Origin of the sequence: Terriglobus sp. RCC_193, assembly GCF_041355105.1 — a bacterium.
In the GTDB taxonomy this organism is placed as follows: domain Bacteria; phylum Acidobacteriota; class Terriglobia; order Terriglobales; family Acidobacteriaceae; genus Terriglobus.
This window is the reverse complement of record NZ_JBFUPK010000002.1, coordinates 981781-999397: the sequence shown is the minus strand read 5'-3', so window position 1 is coordinate 999397 and position 17617 is coordinate 981781. Positions and strand designations below refer to the sequence as shown.

Genomic DNA, 17617 nt, shown 5'->3' with positions numbered 1-17617 from the left:
TTGTTGAGTTAGCGGTTAGAAGTTCAGCTTGAGTGCAAACTCCGCCTGGCGAGGAGCACCCTGAGCGAAGGTACCCGCACCACGCAGCGTGCGCTTGGTGGAGTTCACCGCAAAGCTATTCACACCGGTGATGAAGCCGTTTCCGCCAGTGCCGCTGTTGACCGTGCCACCCGCGGTGGTCGTGTTCTGCAGCGTGCCAGTGTAGGTGCCGAAGTTGCTGAAGTTACCTACGTTGTAGAACGCGACTGAGGGTACCAGTTCCATACCTTCACGCAGCTTGTGGAAGCGGATGGGGTAGGAGATGTTGGCATCGAGAGCGCGGTACATCGGGTTATTAGGAGCCAACGCCTGTGGAGTCTGCGCGATGGGCTGAACCACACCCTTCAGCGTGGTGAGCTGGGCGGTTGTCATGAGGCCGCTGCTTACCACAGCCTGTCCGGCAGGTGTCAGCTTGCCAGCGTAGTTTCCATTGAAGTTAGTGATGTAGTTGCTGATCGAGCCGCCGTTGACAGCGTGCATGTAGTCATAGGGCTGGACTCCCGGAGCCTGTGCGTTGGCACCATCGCCGGAGAGGTTGGTCTGGAAGATCGCACCGTTACCGATACCGCCGTCCAGAGTCATGTTGCTTGAGAAAGCCGAGAAGAAGTGGCCGATGAGACCAATCTGCGGACCATGCTTGATAGTGAATGCGCCACCGAACGAAAGCTGATGCTTACGATCGAGAGAGTTGCGGCCCATGTAGGCGCTCGGGTTGTCCTTGTCGTACGCAGCTGAGGAGAAGAACTCGTCAGAAGAGCTCAGGTTCGAGACGATACGCGAGAGGTTGTAGGACACCTGGAAGTTTGCACGATCAATACCAGGAGCGGGATGCGACTGCGACTGACGGTACACAACCTGGAGAGCATCGTAGCCAGACCGCCCCGTAGGACGGATGAAGGCACCCGAACCAAGGTCAGCATTCAGACCAGGGAAGGCGGCCGGAGTAACCGAAGAGGCCGTTCCCTTGGAGTACTTGTAGTTCGTGCTCGCAGTATAGTTTGCCGCCGTATCGAGACCCTGACCAGCAAAGGTATTGATGGTGTAGGTCGGATTCGCCGTGATGATGCACTGCACCACAGCCGAAGCGGTAGCCGTAGTTGCCGTTCCGCAGGTTCCCTTGGTCGCGGCAAGAGCGGACACGCGGTTGATTGCAGCCAGAGCATTTGCTGAGCTGAAGGTACGAGCTGCACCGATGTGGTTGAGATCGATGGTTTGGCCGATCTTCAGCGAGGAGTTATGAATGTAATCCGCAGTGATGACGGCCCCCTTCCACAGTTCACGCTGGATACCGAAGTTCCACTGCAGGGAGTACGGCTGCTTGTAGTTCTGGCCGTAGATACCCGAAGCGCTCAGACGGTTTGCCACATAGGTGGGGTTCGCGGTGGGCGTGTACATCGCCTGATATTTCTGAGCGATGGCCACGATCTGGCCGGCGGCCTGCGATACGGTGGAGTTCTTGCACCACGTCTGCAAGTCCTGACCGCTCGGTGTGGTGGTAGCAATGCTGCCATCCGGATAGGTAATGCTATACGCGGAACAGACCGAGGTCACCGTCGAGTAGCCGTAGTACACGGGCAGGATGTTTCCACGAGCGTTGGAGCTGTTGTTCCAGACAACCGACTCATAGAACACGCCAAAGCCGCCGCGCAAGCTGGTCTTGTGGTTGCCCGGAGCGTAGTTGAAGCCAACCTGCGGTCCGAAGTTCTTCGTCGGCTGATTCACCTTACCGGTCAGGCTGGAATCCCAGAGCGACGAGAGGTAGGTGTTGCTGGCCTTACCGTTACAAACATAGGCCGCATTCGACGTTGCGAAGGGGCTACCCGAAGCATACGCAGCACAAGTAGGCTGATCGATATCGTTGTTTTCACGGTTCGTATCGATGGAGTAACGCAAACCTGCAACCAGGCTCAAACTCGGGGTAACCTTCCAGCTATCCGAAACGTAGCCCGAACCGCGCCAAGAAGCAGAACCACCATACGGGGCATTGAATCCCGGAAGTTCTGTGGAATAACCGTAGCCGTTGGAGAAGGTGAAACCACCGACGAGGTTATAACCGTTGACCGGATCACTTGCGCAGGTCGTAGTGGTGACAGCACCGTTGCAGCCTTCACCCAGCGGGTTGTTCGACGTTACGGTACCACCAAGCAGGGCGTTCGCGGTCAGTGTGACACGCGGAGCGAGCTTGTAGAACGCGGCATATGCACCAGCCTGAACACGGTTCAGCGCACCACCAAAGCGGATGTTGTGCGCACCAACAGTCCAGCTGCCGTCATAACGCATCTGCTTGTCGGACTGGTAGGTCGCCTGAGGTGCATTGGCATTGGGACCAAATGCGATCTGGCCGGTGTAGGTCAGTGCGACCTTACCGCCGAGCGGGTTATATACGCTGCTTCCGGTCGCGTCCACGATCAGGTTATGGAACTTCTCATAACCGCCGCGGAACGAGTGGGTCAGACGACCATGCGAGAAGTCCGCTCCAAAGGCCAGGCCGTAGGTGTTGTCGCGGTTCTGGTAGACCGAGTAGTAGGTACCGGTTACCGACGAATCCACGTTGTAGTTGCCACGCGCAAAGTAGTGGCCGCCAAGGGGGCCCTGATAGTCCAGGCGGATCGTTGAATAGGTTTGGCGATAAGGCGCTGCAATCGTCGGAAAAGACGTCGCGATGCTAGACGAGTTGAAGAGGGTTCCCAGGTTGGAAGGAGCCGCGTTGACCTGCTGAATACGCTCGGCGTTGCCGAAGTAGAACAGCTTGTCCTTGAGGATGGGGCCGCCTACGCTGCCACCGAACTGGTTACGCTGGAAGTACGGCGGCGTGTTCGGAGCGGTATAGTTCGGGTTCGCGTAACCTGCGCGCTGATCCTGAAACTGGTAGAAGCCCTGGCCGTGAATCGCGTTGGTGCCTGAGCGGGTGGAAACCAGCACTTGGCCCTGCGAGGTGACTTCACCGGACACGTCCTGCGTGGAACGATTCAGCTGGAACTCATTCACCGCGCCCGAAGACACGTTGAAGATGGTGGTTCCCACGAACTCGTCAGTAATGTCCGAACCGTCAAGGATGATACGGGTGGTACGGCCAGAGACACCGTTGACAGAGAGGCCCGTGTAGCCGGATTTGGTGGGATCGAAGCTGGTACCGTTCTGGAGCTGAACGCCTGGCTCAATCTGTGCGAGGTCGAGGAAGTTACGGCCGTTGACCGGAAGAGCTTCCACCTGCTCCCGCGTGATCACGTCGCTTACGCCGGCCTGATCGGTGTTCACCTGAATGTCGCCAGCGGTAACTTCCACCGTCTCAGATGACTGGCCAACCTGGAGCTTGAAGGTACCGGAAGTAGCAGTACCCGTACGAATAACGGTCTTCACTTCCAGCTGCTGAAAACCCGAAGCCGCCACAGTGACTGTGTAGTCACCAGGATTCAGAGGACCAACGCTGTAAAAGCCTGATTTATCCGTGGTGATGGTCTTGGTGGCGCTGGTACCAGCGTTAACGATAGTGACGCTTGCGCTCGAAATGGCTGCGCCCGATGCGTCGGTGATGGTTCCCTGAATGGCACCGCCGTTTACGGAAACGGCCTGTCCATATGCCGCGACGCAGACCATAGCCAGCGGTGCGGTGAGCAAAAACTTCTTCATTTTGTACTGCCTCCTGAAACACGCGGAGCCGATGAAGGTCAAAATCACCGCGCGATGTACAGCAAAAAGGGAATCTCGCCAAAAGGCACAGACAAACGGCCTGCAGCGAGACTCTGATTGATCTTTGTTTGCGTTAGATTGCCCTACTTTTTCCACCGTGTCAACGCCAAGAAACGCCGATTTTTTACTTTTCTCACTTTTTATTCACTACGCAGAAACATCCGCTCTGAGATTCGTCCGAGATTGGCCTCGGTAAATGCAGTTGGCAAAGGCTCAAAATCTTCTTCTTGGCGAACAAGAGGCGAACAAAACAGTAAACTGGTTCTATGGATTTGCCCGATCCATTTCTCAATCCGCAACTGAGCGATCTTCCGGACCGCTTCGGATTCCTGCATGTGGATCTGAACAGCTTCTTCGCCTCGGTGGAGCAGGAGCTGCATCCGGAGTATCGCGACCGTCCGATTGCCGTTGTTCCCACCTTTGCCGATACCACGGTTGCCATTGCGGCCAGCTATGAGGCGAAGGCCCTTGGCATTAAGACTGGCACGCGCGTCGCGGACATGAAACGCATCTGCCCGGACATCATCCTGGTGGAGGGCGACCACTCCAGTTACGCCGAGTTCTCCCACAAGATTCATGACGCAGTGGAGCGCATTTGCCCCGTCGCGCATGTGCCTTCCATTGATGAGGTAGCCTGCCAGTTGATTGGCCGCGAACAGGAGCCATCGCGCGCACGCCAGATCGCTCTCGATATCAAACAGGCCATCCGCGACGACGTGGGCAAGACGCTTCGCTGTTCCATTGGTATGGCACCCAACCGTTATTTGGCAAAGATTGCCAGCGATATGCAGAAGCCCGACGGCCTCATCGGTCTGCTGCCGTCGCAGCTGCCGCGGGCGCTCGTTCACCTGGAACTACGCGATCTTCCCGGTGTGGGCGCACGCACGGAGCAGATGCTTCATCGCAAAGGCATCACCACCATGGCGCAGTTGCTGGATCTGAACCGCGAGGGGATGCACAACCTGTGGAACTCCGTGTGGGGGGACCGCCTCTATCACTGGTTGCGTGGACACAATACCGGAGACGATGGCGCGCCACTGCCCAACGAGATGCAGAAGTCGCTGGGGCATTCGCATGTGCTGGGGCCGGAGCACCGCAATCCGCAGGGTGCATGGGCCATTGCGCACAAGCTGCTGCACAAAGCTGCCATGCGTCTGCGCATGGAAAAAATGTGCGCTGGCTCGCTCGCACTGACCATCCGTTATCAGTTGAATCGTGAGCAGGCGGAACAGAAGAACAAAGTTCGCCATCACCAGAGCGGCATCAAGCACGATGGATGGGGCATGGAGGCACGTTTCCCCACCTGCCAGGACACGCTCACGCTGCTGGAGATGTTGCAGAAGCTGTGGCAGCAACAACCCACCGGCCCGGAATATCAACGCCCCTTCTTCATCGGCGTTACATTAAACCGCCTGATTCACGAAGACGAACAGCAACCCACGCTGTTCGCCGATCCAGACAATCGCAATGAGCTAAGCCGCACACTGGATAAGTTGAACCTAAAATACGGTCACACCACGTTGCATTTCGCAGGCATGTTGCCGGCAAAGGAAAGCGCGCCAACTCGCATTGCGTTCACCCAGATTCCCGTGCAGTACGGCGTGGATTACATGTAAGCAGCAATTGCAGTAGCCTCATGCTCAGACATGAAGCGCCTTTTCACATTGCTCTCTGCCGTTCTTGTTTCCATTCCCTGCTTCGCGCAGGCTACGGCGAATCTTTCATCACAAGGCTATTACGCCGATCCGGAGATTCGCGTCTTCGATCACCAGTATTGGATCTACCCAACTTCTTCCAACACCGGTGAGCAGAGCGATGAGAGCCGCTTCAACACACAGCAAACAAAGCTGCGCAAGCAGCACGTCGTGCATAAGGCTTACCTCTCACAGACATCGCTGGATGCATTTTCGTCGCCAGACCTGGTGCATTGGACGAAGCATCCGCAGGTACTCAGTGTGAGGAATGTATCGTGGGCCGCGTACGCGGTGTGGGCGCCGTCCGCAATCTATCGCAATGGAAAGTACTACCTCTTCTTCGCAGCGAACGATATCCAGAAGACGGATACCTTCCCCGGTGGCATTGGCGTTGCTGTCAGCAACAAGCCCGGTGGCCCATTCAAGGATGCGCTGGGCAAGCCGCTCATCGGCGCATTCCAGAACGGTGCGCAACCCATCGATCCGATGGCCTTTCAAGATGACGATGGCTCGGTCTATCTCTATTACGGCGGCCAGGGTCACTGCAATGTAGCAAAACTATCCAGCGATCTGACACATGTCATTCCCATGTCCGATGGCACGCTCTACAAAGAGATCACGCCCACGCACTATACCGAAGGCCCGTTCATGATCAAACGTAACGGTGTGTATTACTTCATGTGGTCCGAGGGCGACTGGGGTAACAGCACCTATGGCGTTGCCTACGCAAAGAGCACAAGCCCCACTGGTCCCTTCACACCTGCGGGGAAAATCCTTTCCACCGATCCAACGATTGCAAATGGGCCTGGACATCATTCCGTGGTTCGCATTCCGAACACGGACAACTGGTACATCGTCTACCATCGCCATCCGCTTGGCACCGCAGATCGCAATCAACGCGTGATGGCCATCGATCCCATGCGCTTCGATAAGAACGGAAATATCGAACCGGTAACAATGACCAAGGATGGTCCTGGGGCCGTTCCCCTCTTGCATAAGAATGTAGAGACACCTTAGTCCCCGCTCGATAGCTACTGTGATTTTGCAGTCATCCCGCCCCTCAAAGATGCGGGACTATTTCCTGTCGAATACACTTGATCTTTTTTGAAATGCAACCCTATGATGCCCGGCACGCGCGCGAAGCCTACGCGCTGTGAGGCCAATCATGAACGTTGTACGCAAAGACTCTGCAGGCAAGGGGTCGAAAAAGAGAAGCGGCAGGAGCTGGATTCTGTCCACCGTGCGCATGGTTCTTCTTGTACTGTGCGCTGCTGCAATGTCGTTACCGGGATGGGCACAGGACACCACTGCCACCATTCTGGGCAATGTGACCGACCCGAGCGGCGCGTCCGTGCCCAAGGCACAAGTCACCGTCACCAACACGCAAACCAATGTCTCTGTCGTTACGCAAACCACGGACTCCGGCGCGTACACAGCACCGAATCTGAACCCGGGGACCTACTCCGTCACCATTAAGATGCCGGGGTTCCAAACGGCGAGCCTTCCCAACCTTGCCGTCTCTGCAGGTGACCGCCGCCGCACGGACGCCGCACTGGCCATTGGCGCTGCCAGTGAAACCGTGGAGATCACAACAACCGCTCCTGTTCTCCAGACGGACAGTTCCACGATCGGTTCCAATGTGACGCAGCGAGCCGTGCAGGACCTGCCGCTGAATGGACGCAATTACATCAACCTGGTGCAGATCACGCCGGGCGCAACAGAAGCCGCGCCGAACAGCATCAACAGCGGCACACGCCCGGACGATCGTCGCCCCAGTTCCTCCATCTCCATGAACGGCCAATCAGAAACTCTGAATGACCAGATGGTGGATGGACTGGATAACAACGAACGCGTCATTGCCACCATCGGCGTACGCCCCAGCATTGATTCCATTCAGGAAGTGCGTGTGGTTACTAACACGTTCTCCGCGGATATTGGCCGCGCGGCTGGCGCGGTGGTAAACGTCATCACCAAGAGCGGCACGAACAACTTTCACGGAACGTTGTACGAGTTTTTCCGCAACGACAAGCTGAATGCGTATCCCTATCAGTTTGGCTCAGCGCATCCGGTAAACCCGAAGCTGCGACAGAACCAGTTCGGCGGCAGCCTCGGCGGTCCCATCTTCAAGGACAAGGCGTTCTTCCATGGCGATGCGGAATTCTTCCGCCAGATCAAAGGCGGCCTGCCGTCTTCACTGACGGTTCCCACGCTGTATCAACAGCAGCATCCTGGCGACTTCTCTGATGTGATTCCTGCCAACTGTGCCACTATCGCCGCCAGCGTCGCCGACCCCACGCAGAGCCAGACCACCGGCTGCGTCTACGACCCCGATCCCACCCACATCACCGGCCTCAATGGCTACGCCGGAACATCGCAATACCTGCGCACGCCTGTTCCCGGCAACAAAATTCCCACTGGTTTCATCGACACCGCGGGCCTGGCGTACTTCAAGCTTTATCCCGCACCCAACAGCGGCACCAATGGTTACGTGGGCGTCCGCAACGCAGAGCAATACTCCACTGTGTACGACGTGCGTGTGGACTATCACTTCAACCCCAGCAATCTGCTCTTCGCGAAGTACATCATCAACGATGTGTACACCGTGTCGCCGGGTGCTTTGCCCATCTCCAACGCGAATGGATTCCCTGTCGATCCGCAGACAGGCAACGGCTTCGGCACATCGCCGCAGCTCGCACGGAATGCAGCGCTGATCTATACACATACCTTCACGCCAAACCTGCTCACCACGCTGGGCGCTGCATGGACCTATATCAACAACGCATCGTATCCACTGAACTATGGCGTGAATCCCAATGCGAAGTTCGGACAGGCCAACGTAAACATTAGCCAACTGACATCGAGCCTTGCAGTCGCTACACCCACAGGCCTGACCGGCCTGGGTGGCGGCGGCAACTTCGTTCCACTGCAGGACAAAGACAACACCTACCAGATCAACGGACAGGTGATTTACAACCGTGGCAATCACTCCTTCCGCATGGGTGCTGCGCTCATTCGTCGCGTTGCGCTGAATCTGCAGGACAACCAGGGCGAAGGTGGATGGACCTTCCGTATGGGTGGACCGGGGCTGCTGGAAGGTATCTTCTCTGCGGCGACACGCAATAACAATCTGTATCCGCCGTATTACCAGACATGGGAACCCAGTGTGTACTTCCAGGATGACTGGCATGTGGCCAGCAATCTCACGCTGAATCTCGGGCTGCGCTACGACGTATTCACACCCTTCACAGAGAAGAACAACCACATCTCCAACTTCGATCCTTCGTGTGTCTGCATCATTCAGGCCGGCGTTAATGGAGTAGGTCGCACAGCAGGCGTAAAGACGGATTACTCAAACGCAGCCCCGCGCATCGGCTTCGCATACAACCCGACGCCAAGCCTTGTTATTCGCGGTGGATTTGGACTTGCGTTCTTTGCCAGCAACTACGAGTCGCCCACCAACCTGAAGAACACACCGAACATCTCCATCTATGGCAATTGTTCTTCCGTGCAGGCAGCAGCAGGCACCAGTGGTTGCAATTCGAACTTCGTGCGTTTTGCACAAGGCATGCCGCTGCCGAATCGAAATCCAAGCACAGCACAAGGTGCACTTGTAGGATCCATCCCCGCCACAGTGGACAAGGGATTTGGCTCGGGGTACCTTGAGCAGTTCAACCTGGTCGTACAGAAGGACTTCAAAGGAAATGCTCTAACCGTGGCCTATGTGGGAGCACTTGGACGCCACCTCTCCACAGGCTTTGACATCAACCGCGCACCACTGAATACCACCGGCAGCCAGACGCTTCGCCGCTGGTACTCCACACTGCCCGGCGTCACCACCATCGCGCAGACCTATAGCGCTGGCGCGTCAAGCTACCACTCACTGCAGGCTACCTTTGAACGACGCTTCTCCAACGGATTGGGTTTTGCCGTGAACACCACGTGGGCTCATCTGCTGGACAACGCACCAAACGTCAACGGCCAGAGCGGCAACGGTGTGGGTCAGATTCTGGCCACGCAGAACGTCGACGACTATGGCAACGGCGATCTGGATACACGTAATCGCGTTGTGGTGACGGGTAACTATGAGTTGCCCTTCGGCAAGGGTGCCAGCGGTTTCCGTGGACTTGTGGAAGGCGGCTGGCACCTGAACGTGCTCAACTTGTGGTCAACAGGGCTTCCCTTCACCATCCTCAACGCTTCTAACATCAGCAACACCAGCCCCGGTGGTTCTGCCGATCGCCCGAATGTACTGAGCGACCCATTCAAGAACATTCAGCGTCCCGTAGGCGGCAACGCAATCAATCCGCAGTTCTTCTCTGCGGCTGCATTCGCGGCGCAGCCATCCGGAACGATTGGCAATGAACACCGTAACCAATATCACGGACCGCACTATCGCCACTGGGATATGTCCTTATTCAAAGACTTTCCCGTGTGGCGTGAAACGAAACTGCAATTCCGCGTGGAAGCGTTCAACATAGCCAATCAGACCAGCTTCTCAAACCCAACTTCGTCGCTGGGTACAACAGCTACGTTCGGACAACTCACATCCACATTGCCTACGTATCTACCGCGCACCGTGCAGTTCGCACTCAAGTACGAGTTCTAACGACACGACTACAAAATGGAAATGGGCTTCGAGGCATATCTTCCTCGAAGCCCGTTTCTTTTGCAGCATTGGAGCCCACGCTTCATCGTCCAGCAAAGTACCTCTGAAGAAATGCGACGCGTTGAATCGCTACAATGTCCGAATGCCCGATCGGACACAATGGCGCGCCGAGTTTCGTTCCATGTTGCAGCTTGCATGGCCAGTGGTTCTTGCGGAACTGGGCTGGATGTTGCAAGGCATTGTTGACGTGATGATGGTGGGCCGTCTTGGCCCTGTTGCCATTGGTTCCGTCGCGCTGGGCAATGTGTTGTTTTATGCGCCCTCGCTCTTTGGCCTTGGCCTGATGATGGGCCTGGACACTGTCGTCTCGCAAGCCTATGGACGCGGCGATTACGATGCCTGTCATCGTTGGATGGCGCAGGCCGTCTACATCGCGCTGGTTGCTACCCCTCTGCTGATGCTCGTTGCATTCTGTGTAGGGCTTGGGCTGCCGCACTTTGGTGTTGCAACAGAGTTGATTGTTCCTACGCTCACCTATCTGCACGTGTTATTGCTCAGCACGTTGCCCTTACTGCTTTATGCAGCCGCGCGACGTTACCTGCAGGCAGTAGGCGAAGTACGTGTGATCACACTGACCTTTCTTGCGGCCAATCTGCTGAACTGGGCCGGTAACGAAGTCCTCATCTACGGACACTTCGGCATACCAGCAATGGGTGTCGCCGGATCAGCACTATCCACAGTCTTTTCGCGCGTGGTCATGGCCGTTTCGCTCTTCGCATTTGCATGGCGCTATGAACGCAAACGCGGCCATCCATTGTTCGAACATTGGGCAAAGCCAGTGATGCGTGAAATACGCGAACTATTACGCCTCGGTTTGCCCGCAGCAGGACAGTTCGTATTGGAGGTCGGCGCATTCGGCGCAACCGCAGTGCTTGCAGGAACACTGTCGCCTGTCGCACTGGCTGCGCATGAGATTGCACTGAATTATGCAGCACTGGCGTTCATGGTGCCGCTTGGCATCAGTTCCGCGGCGTCCATCGCAGTCGGACATGCCGTGGGAGCAAAAGACTGGCAAAAGGCGCGTCGTTCCGGCATGTTTTCACTACTTCTCGGCATCTGCTTTATGACGCTTGTGTCGCTGACGTTCCTCAGCGTTCCGCGTGCATTAGTGTCCATGTATACGCATGACGCCGCAGTCACACGCACAGCCCTTCCTTTGTTCGTGACGGCAGCCGCATTCGCTGTCTTTGACGGCATACAAATCGTTTCCAGCGGAGCGCTGCGCGGTCTGGGCGATACCAAAACCGCGCTGTGGTCGCATCTGTGCAGCTATTACATTGTGGGTCTGCCGCTCGGTGCGGTGCTTTGCTTCCACTTTCATCTTGGTGTGCTGGGGCTGTGGATAGGACTCACCTGCGCATTGATCACGGCTTCTGTCGTTCTTCTATCCGCATGGATTCGACGCGCAGCAAAAACGCCCGCCGAGGCGGGCGCATTGCCTTAAGCTTTCCTGACTACTTTTCCAGATCACCTTTTGGACAATTTGCAGGTGCGTTGATGGGATTGCAGCGCGCAACTACATTGTTCGGCAAGGTGACCACGAAATGCCCAGGCCACTTCGCAGGTTCTGATGCAAAGTAATCCGTGCTGATGATCTGCGCTCCGCTACGAAGGTCCTTGTCGCGCAACGATGTGTCATTGGTGCGTGCCTGTTCCGTATCGGCATCAGAACGCGTACGTACAAGAACTCCCTGCTTTACCAGGTCGTTCATGTGTTCTTCCGTACCGAAATTCTCTTCCGTGAAGGCCGCTTCCGGTGTGCCAGGTACAGCGTTCGGAAAAATGACACGGCCTTTCAAAGCTGGATGCCCTTCCACGTAGACCGGTGTAAGAGCACGGTTGTCCAGCAGGAACAGGATCTTGCCGCGCGACTGCTCCAGTGTGGGCCATCCATCGGCGGCAATGGCTTCCGGCATGGTGGCGTACTTGCCGCGCACCTGGTCCGGCGTGATGAGTTTGTTCGCCGGTACGATGGATCGCAGTTCCGCATCCAGTTCATCGAACACCGCAGGCGTAAACGGCTCAGGCGTAACTGCACCCGGCAAGTCAGCGTGGGGCTTTCCGTATTTCCCTTCAAGCAGGATGAAAATGGGAATGTGGTTGGGATGCGCATTCGACCACGTCAGCACAATATTGATGCACTCACGCAATGTTATGCAGCTACTATGCTGGTCAATATCCTGCACGTGCATGACCTTGAAGCCGGGCTTATCCATCTGCCCGTCGGTGTTATACGGCTCAGGCGGGAACCCCATGCCTTCAATCACCTTTGCAGCGGCAGGATGCGAATACAAACCGCCCTTGCTGTCCGCATAGATGTCGATCTCAAGCTGACGCACACCTGCGTCAAGCTGCGTGGGGATGGGCTTGTGGTCATAATCCAGGCCACGCAACGATTTGGGGTTCTTCGCCGCCAGCAACGCCTTCACGCCCGGCGTCAAGCCAACGTGATAGCTATTGTGGCTGCCGATAATCTGAATCTGGTTGATGCGCACAGCATTCTTTCCCTGCGCCAGCATCATGGCTGCTGCGCCCAGCAGCAGTGCAAATTTCCGCATTTTCTGATAACTCCTCTTCGCCAGACAAGCATACGCGCCGATGAATTCATCGGCGCGCATGTGTTAGATGGTGTGTGTAACTCGCAGTTAGAAGATGATCTTCGCTGCAAGCTGCAGTTGACGGGGCTGATACGCGTTCGTGATCTGGCCAAAGCTGCTGCCACCAAAGGTGCTGTTAGCAGCCATATAGTTCACCTTGTTCAGCACGTTGAAGGCTTCCGCGCGGAAGTCAAACTTCGACGATTCATTCCACAGCGAGAATGCCTTATGAAGGCCCAGATCCGCCTGGTAGAAAGCATTTGAGCGGCCAAGGTTACGTGAGGCAGTTCCCCACGGGCTTGTGGTGGGAATGGAGAAGGCAGCGGAGTTAAATACGCCCGTTACGGATGTGGCTGTCTTAGCGCGCGAACCGTAGATCGGCACGCCAATGTTGCGGTTCGGGCGATAAGTGTACAGATCAGTTCCGAACAGCGACGATCCGCTGGATAGCGAGTAGTTGATGTTGATGGGTGCGCCGCTGGTCATGGTGTTGATCAGCGTGAGCTGCCATCCACCCAGCACCTCATCCACCAGTTTGTTGGAGGTTGCACCGAAGCGGCGACCATGACCATACGGCAGGTCATACACAACGGAGAGTGTGTCGGCCAGCGGCTGATCGTAACCGGATGGGCCGTAATCCATACTCGGGTTCGCGTAGTTCACGCGGCTGTTGTCACCATTCGATGTCTCCAGATGTCCACCGGAAAGATCGAAGTCGCGGCTCCACGTGAATGCGTTCAACAGGTACAGGCCAACCTTCGTCCGCTTTTCCACCTTGAACTGCATGGAGTTGTAATTGGTGCTGCCACCGCCCCATGCAATTTCGATATCACCAAAGCCCTGCACCGGACGTCGCGCGGCCAGATTTCCGCAGGTGGAGCTGCCACCGGCAACGCATGGGGTGGCCTGGTTGTAATCAGCAAGGACCTGGAAGTGTGTCCCCTTGTTACCGATATAGTTGAGGTCCATCAACCAACCATTGCCGAGTTCCCGCTGAATGCCGAGGAAATAGCTCTGCAGATAACCCGTCTGGAAGTTCTTCGGAATATAGCGCGACGTAACGTTCGCCGGATTGAAGTATGCGGCCGAGGTCAGCACGTTGCTGTACCCCTGCTGCGTCTGACGGAAGCAACTCGACTGCAACTGCGTGTCGCTGGTGCAAAGAGCAGCAGCCGTCGGTGCCACCTGCGAGATGCTCGCATTCACCACGTTCGGGCCGTTGTACGTCAGGTTGTTTTCGCCACCGGCACGGTTCCACTGCGTGTAGCCAATGCCATAGCCGCCTCGCATCACCATCTTCGGCGACATCTGATACGCGAAGCCAAGACGCGGACCGAAGTTCTTCTTTGGCGTATTCACCAGGGCGCGATTGTAGATGCTGCCATTCGATGCCTGTACCAGTGTCTTGGTAGCAGGATCAAAGTTGGCCAGCTTGTTGTCACGTTCCCACTGTGGCGTAACAATCTCATAGCGCAGACCGGCATTAATGGTCAGTTGTGGCGTGACCTTAATGTCGTCCTGCACGTACATGAAGTTGTAGCGCTGGCGCAGATTCACAATGGCATACGTTGTCAGCGAATACGACGAACGATTGCCGAAGAGGAAGTCCGCCATATTCTGCGCCTGTTGCAACTGCGACGCTAGTGATGGATTACCGGCAGTCACCGCTGTGTTCGCTGGGTTGCCATTCTTTGAGTACTGGCCCGCATAGTTGTCCTGGCCATAGCTCGGGTTGAAGTCGTTCAGTTCCGTGTGAATCTCCTGGAACTCGTAGCCGAACTTCACGCTGTGCTTGCCCTTAAGAATGGTGTAATTCACCTTCGGGTTGAAGACCATCGGGTTCTGGAACTGCGGGCTCGACGGCTGATTGCCAAACTGCGAATAGCCGGTGACAGACTGCGTATTCAGCGAGCGCACAATGCGCGGATCCGTGGGCAGACCATCCGTAATGCCGCTCTGCACCAGGATGGACTGTTGCCCCACATTCACAGGGAACTTCTGGCCGATATTGCGTGACCAGCCGAAACGCGCATCCAGCAGTTGGGTCGGTGTCACAGCCCATGTAACACCACCCATAATGTTCTTGTTGCGGATGGTTACGTTGCCGTTGCTGTTACCACCCGCAGGGCCGGTGATGCTTGGCGGATCGTAGATGTAGCCGCGGTGCTGGCTATAACGAGCGAAGATGGAAACCTTCTGGTTGAAGGTGTGATCCAGGCGGAAATCACCCTTGTCGTCATTGATGATGCCGCGCGGTGAGATGGCAAAGTTGTTGGACATGCCAGCCACATTGGTCGTGGGGAGAGCCGCGACCACGTTACGCGCAAACGTAGTCCACTGCGCCTGCGGAATGGTGCCCAGGAAGGTGCGCCCGGTAATGGGATCGGTAAGTGGAATGGCATTGTTCGGGTTGGACGGATCGTCGTTCAAATAGAACATGCCATTCCGTTGATTGTTGGTAAGGATCGTGGAAGTGGAGGATGCGTTGTTGAAAATCTGCCGCACGCCTTCGTAATCGCCAAAGAAGAACGTGTGGTCCTTCCAGATGTAACCGCCCAGCGTGCCGCCAAACTGGTTGCGAATGAACTTGGGCTTGGTCTGCCCCGGCGCAAGGAACGGGCCAGTGGCGTTGAATATGGTGTTGCGCACATAATCCCATGCGCGGCCGTGGAATTGATTGGTACCGCGACGAACCGCGGCATTGATCACCGCACCGACCTGGCGCCCGAACTCTGCGGAGTAGTTATTCGTCTCCACACGGAACTCGCTCACCGCGTCGGGCGAGGGAGCTATGTTTTCGTTCGCGAAACCCTGGTTCGACGTGCCGTAGTTGTTGTTATCCAGACCATCCAGCATGAAGTTGTTAAAGGCGGAACGGATACCGTTCACATTGAACGAAGCTTCACGGCTGGTGGTGGTGCCGTTGTTCTCCAGCGCAGACTTACGCACGCCTGTGGAGAGCAAGGTCAGATCGGCGTAGGAACGGCCGTTCAACGGCAGGTTCTCAACCTCGCGGGTGCCGACGAGTTGGCTCTTCGAGCTGTTTTCGGTCTCCAGCAGCGAGGCGGCGGCAGTGACCTCTACCGTGTCCGAAGCCGAACCCGGCTTCAATGCGAGATCCACACGCTGACGGGCATTGACGGAAAGCGTAAAGACACCGCTATCGGAGCGGGAAAAGCCACCCGCCTCCGCGATCAGGCGATAGTCGCCAATTCTGGTACTGGGAAATTCGAACTTACCTTCGCCGTCGGACTTGCGGGTGACCGTGACACTGGTCCCCACATTCGTCAGCGAGACGGTGGCATTGGGGATGGCAGCACCCGCACTATCGCGGACATAACCAATCACGGCAGCAGAATCGAACTGTGCCGCAGCGGGCAACGATAGAACAACAGCACTGGCCGCCAGAAGCGGAAGCATTACGATGCGATTTGGTCGCAAGAGAGACTCCTATTTTTGTTCCAGTTTCATCCAGCTTCTCAGTTAGCGGTAACGTAACGGTTTCAGGAAGGTTACAAAACAATGAATGACCGAGACTTACTGTTCCTGGGAAGGGGTGGATGGTTTTCCGTTATTGACCGCCGTTTGGCAGCCCTTCCGGAAATCGCCGGTCAGTGTAGCGCATTGCATGAAGGGGTGGCACCTGAAATTTCTTTTCTTTTTCAGGACGCTTCCTCCTCTTCCGAAATCGCCGTCCGCGTCACAGATAGCTTCCGGGGCCGCCGGTGTAGCCTGATGCTGCGCATGAAGTTACGCAACGACAGGATCGACCCCGGCACCCAGCCTCCCACGGAGCTGATTTTTGGCGAATGGTACCCCGCCATGCGGTCTGAAGGACTGCGGAAGGGCAAAAGCACCACTCTGCTTCTGTTAGGGGTGCCGTTACTTCTGGGCCGTAAGAACGATGGCAGAGTCTTTGCCATGCGTGACCTGTGTCCACACCGGGGTATCCCACTGTCCGCGGGCTGGTTTGACGGGGAGACTGTCCAATGCAAGTACCACGGCTGGCGGTTCGAGCCCTGCGGCGGACAGTGTGTGGAGATCCCCTCGCTTACCCAGATCGATACGCTGGAGCCAACCAGGATCTATGCCGGAGCTTATCCCTGCCGTGAGGTAGACGGTTATGCGTGGGTCTACCTGCCGGAAGCGGGTTCCGGGCGTATTACGGACGAGACGGTCCTGCCGCCTGTACCGGAGGTGCCGAAGTTCTCCGGGAAGTTCCGCAGTGCGCATCTGCAGGCCGACCTGCCCTGCAATGTAGATCATGGCATCATTGGCCTGATGGATCCGGCGCATGGGCCGTTCGTCCATCGTGCGTGGTGGTGGCGAAGCGCTGCCTCCATCCACGAGAAGACCAAGCACTTTGAGCCTATTCCAGACGGCTTCCGGATGGCATCGCATGCACCCAGTAAGAACTCCGCTCCGTACAAGCTGCTGGGTGTCTACGGTAGCGATGTGACGACCACCATCGACTTCGTGCTGCCCAATCGGCGCTATGAGGTGATCCGTGCGGGCGAGAAGTGGTTTGCCTCACTGACTACGGTGACGCCGGTGACGCCTTCGACCTGTCGCATTGACGTGATGGCGTGCTGGAACATCTTCTACAGCGTTCCACTGGTGCCCACGATTGCCAGCTACTTCGGAGCCAAGTTCGTGCAGCAGGATCAGGAGACGATGGTGGAGCAGGCAGAAGGCCTGCGCTTCCGCCCGGCGATGATGCTGATCGACGACGCGGACCAGCCAGCCAAGTGGTACTTCGCCCTGAAGCAGCGACGACTCACCGGCAAGGGTGAGCATCCGCTGAGCGGGCCAGTCGATCTGCACTGGCGCAGCTAAGTAGCAGCCTCATATCCGTCATCGACGGATTCCCAACGCATCGTAGTAGTGCGAGAAGAATGCAGGTCCTTCGACTCCGCTGCGCTCTGCTCAGG

The 17617-nt window shown here is 56.6% G+C and carries 8 protein-coding genes; 5 read left to right on the top strand and 3 right to left on the bottom strand.

Annotated elements, in window-relative coordinates:
• Window positions 1-15: 15 nt before the first annotated feature.
• On the bottom strand, window positions 16-3669 hold the full coding sequence (locus AB6729_RS12930; protein ID WP_371082034.1) for a carboxypeptidase regulatory-like domain-containing protein: 3654 nt from the start codon (window positions 3667-3669) through the stop codon (window positions 16-18).
• Between the two features lie 326 nt (window positions 3670-3995).
• Between AB6729_RS12930 and AB6729_RS12925 the strand changes: the two genes are divergently transcribed.
• The 4 genes from AB6729_RS12925 to AB6729_RS12910 all read left to right on the top strand — a co-directional run bounded on the left by AB6729_RS12925 (window position 3996) and on the right by AB6729_RS12910 (window position 11533).
• Window positions 3996-5345 carry a DNA polymerase gene (locus tag AB6729_RS12925; RefSeq protein ID WP_371082033.1) on the top strand — a complete coding sequence of 450 codons (1350 nt, stop codon included), beginning with the start codon at window positions 3996-3998 and terminating at the stop codon, window positions 5343-5345.
• Window positions 5346-5375: 30 nt separating this feature from the next.
• Entirely contained in the window at window positions 5376-6440 is a 1065-nt protein-coding gene (locus AB6729_RS12920) for a glycoside hydrolase family 43 protein (protein ID WP_371082032.1), read from the top strand.
• A gap of 148 nt (window positions 6441-6588) precedes the next feature.
• Entirely contained in the window at window positions 6589-10029 is a 3441-nt protein-coding gene (locus AB6729_RS12915) for a TonB-dependent receptor domain-containing protein (protein ID WP_371082031.1), read from the top strand.
• 142 nt (window positions 10030-10171) lie between these two features.
• A complete protein-coding gene (locus tag AB6729_RS12910; protein ID WP_371082030.1) occupies window positions 10172-11533 on the top strand; it encodes an MATE family efflux transporter in 1362 nt (453 codons plus the stop codon).
• Between the two features lie 10 nt (window positions 11534-11543).
• On the opposite strand, the gene AB6729_RS12905 is transcribed toward AB6729_RS12910, so the two are convergent.
• Window positions 11544-12647: a phosphatidylinositol-specific phospholipase C1-like protein gene (locus AB6729_RS12905; RefSeq protein ID WP_371082029.1), complete on the bottom strand. Its 1104-nt coding sequence runs from the start codon at window positions 12645-12647 to the stop codon at window positions 11544-11546.
• Between the two features lie 87 nt (window positions 12648-12734).
• Window positions 12735-16106: a TonB-dependent receptor domain-containing protein gene (locus AB6729_RS12900; RefSeq protein ID WP_371082028.1), complete on the bottom strand. Its 3372-nt coding sequence runs from the start codon at window positions 16104-16106 to the stop codon at window positions 12735-12737.
• A gap of 324 nt (window positions 16107-16430) precedes the next feature.
• Between AB6729_RS12900 and AB6729_RS12895 the strand changes: the two genes are divergently transcribed.
• A complete protein-coding gene (locus tag AB6729_RS12895) occupies window positions 16431-17522 on the top strand; it encodes a Rieske 2Fe-2S domain-containing protein (RefSeq protein WP_371082027.1) in 1092 nt (363 codons plus the stop codon).
• Window positions 17523-17617 lie beyond the last annotated feature (95 nt).

Excerpts from the sequence above, each read along its gene's own strand:
- AB6729_RS12930 (WP_371082034.1), bottom strand. The coding sequence starts at position 3,669 with ATGAAGAAGTTTTTGCTCACCGCACCGCTGGCTATGGTCTGCGTCGCG.
- AB6729_RS12925 (WP_371082033.1), top strand. The coding sequence starts at position 3,996 with ATGGATTTGCCCGATCCATTTCTCAATCCGCAACTGAGCGATCTTCCG.
- AB6729_RS12920 (WP_371082032.1), top strand. The coding sequence starts at position 5,376 with ATGAAGCGCCTTTTCACATTGCTCTCTGCCGTTCTTGTTTCCATTCCC.
- AB6729_RS12915 (WP_371082031.1), top strand. The coding sequence starts at position 6,589 with ATGAACGTTGTACGCAAAGACTCTGCAGGCAAGGGGTCGAAAAAGAGA.
- AB6729_RS12910 (WP_371082030.1), top strand. The coding sequence starts at position 10,172 with ATGCCCGATCGGACACAATGGCGCGCCGAGTTTCGTTCCATGTTGCAG.
- AB6729_RS12905 (WP_371082029.1), bottom strand. The coding sequence starts at position 12,647 with ATGCGGAAATTTGCACTGCTGCTGGGCGCAGCAGCCATGATGCTGGCG.
- AB6729_RS12900 (WP_371082028.1), bottom strand. The coding sequence starts at position 16,106 with ATGCTTCCGCTTCTGGCGGCCAGTGCTGTTGTTCTATCGTTGCCCGCT.
- AB6729_RS12895 (WP_371082027.1), top strand. The coding sequence starts at position 16,431 with ATGAAGTTACGCAACGACAGGATCGACCCCGGCACCCAGCCTCCCACG.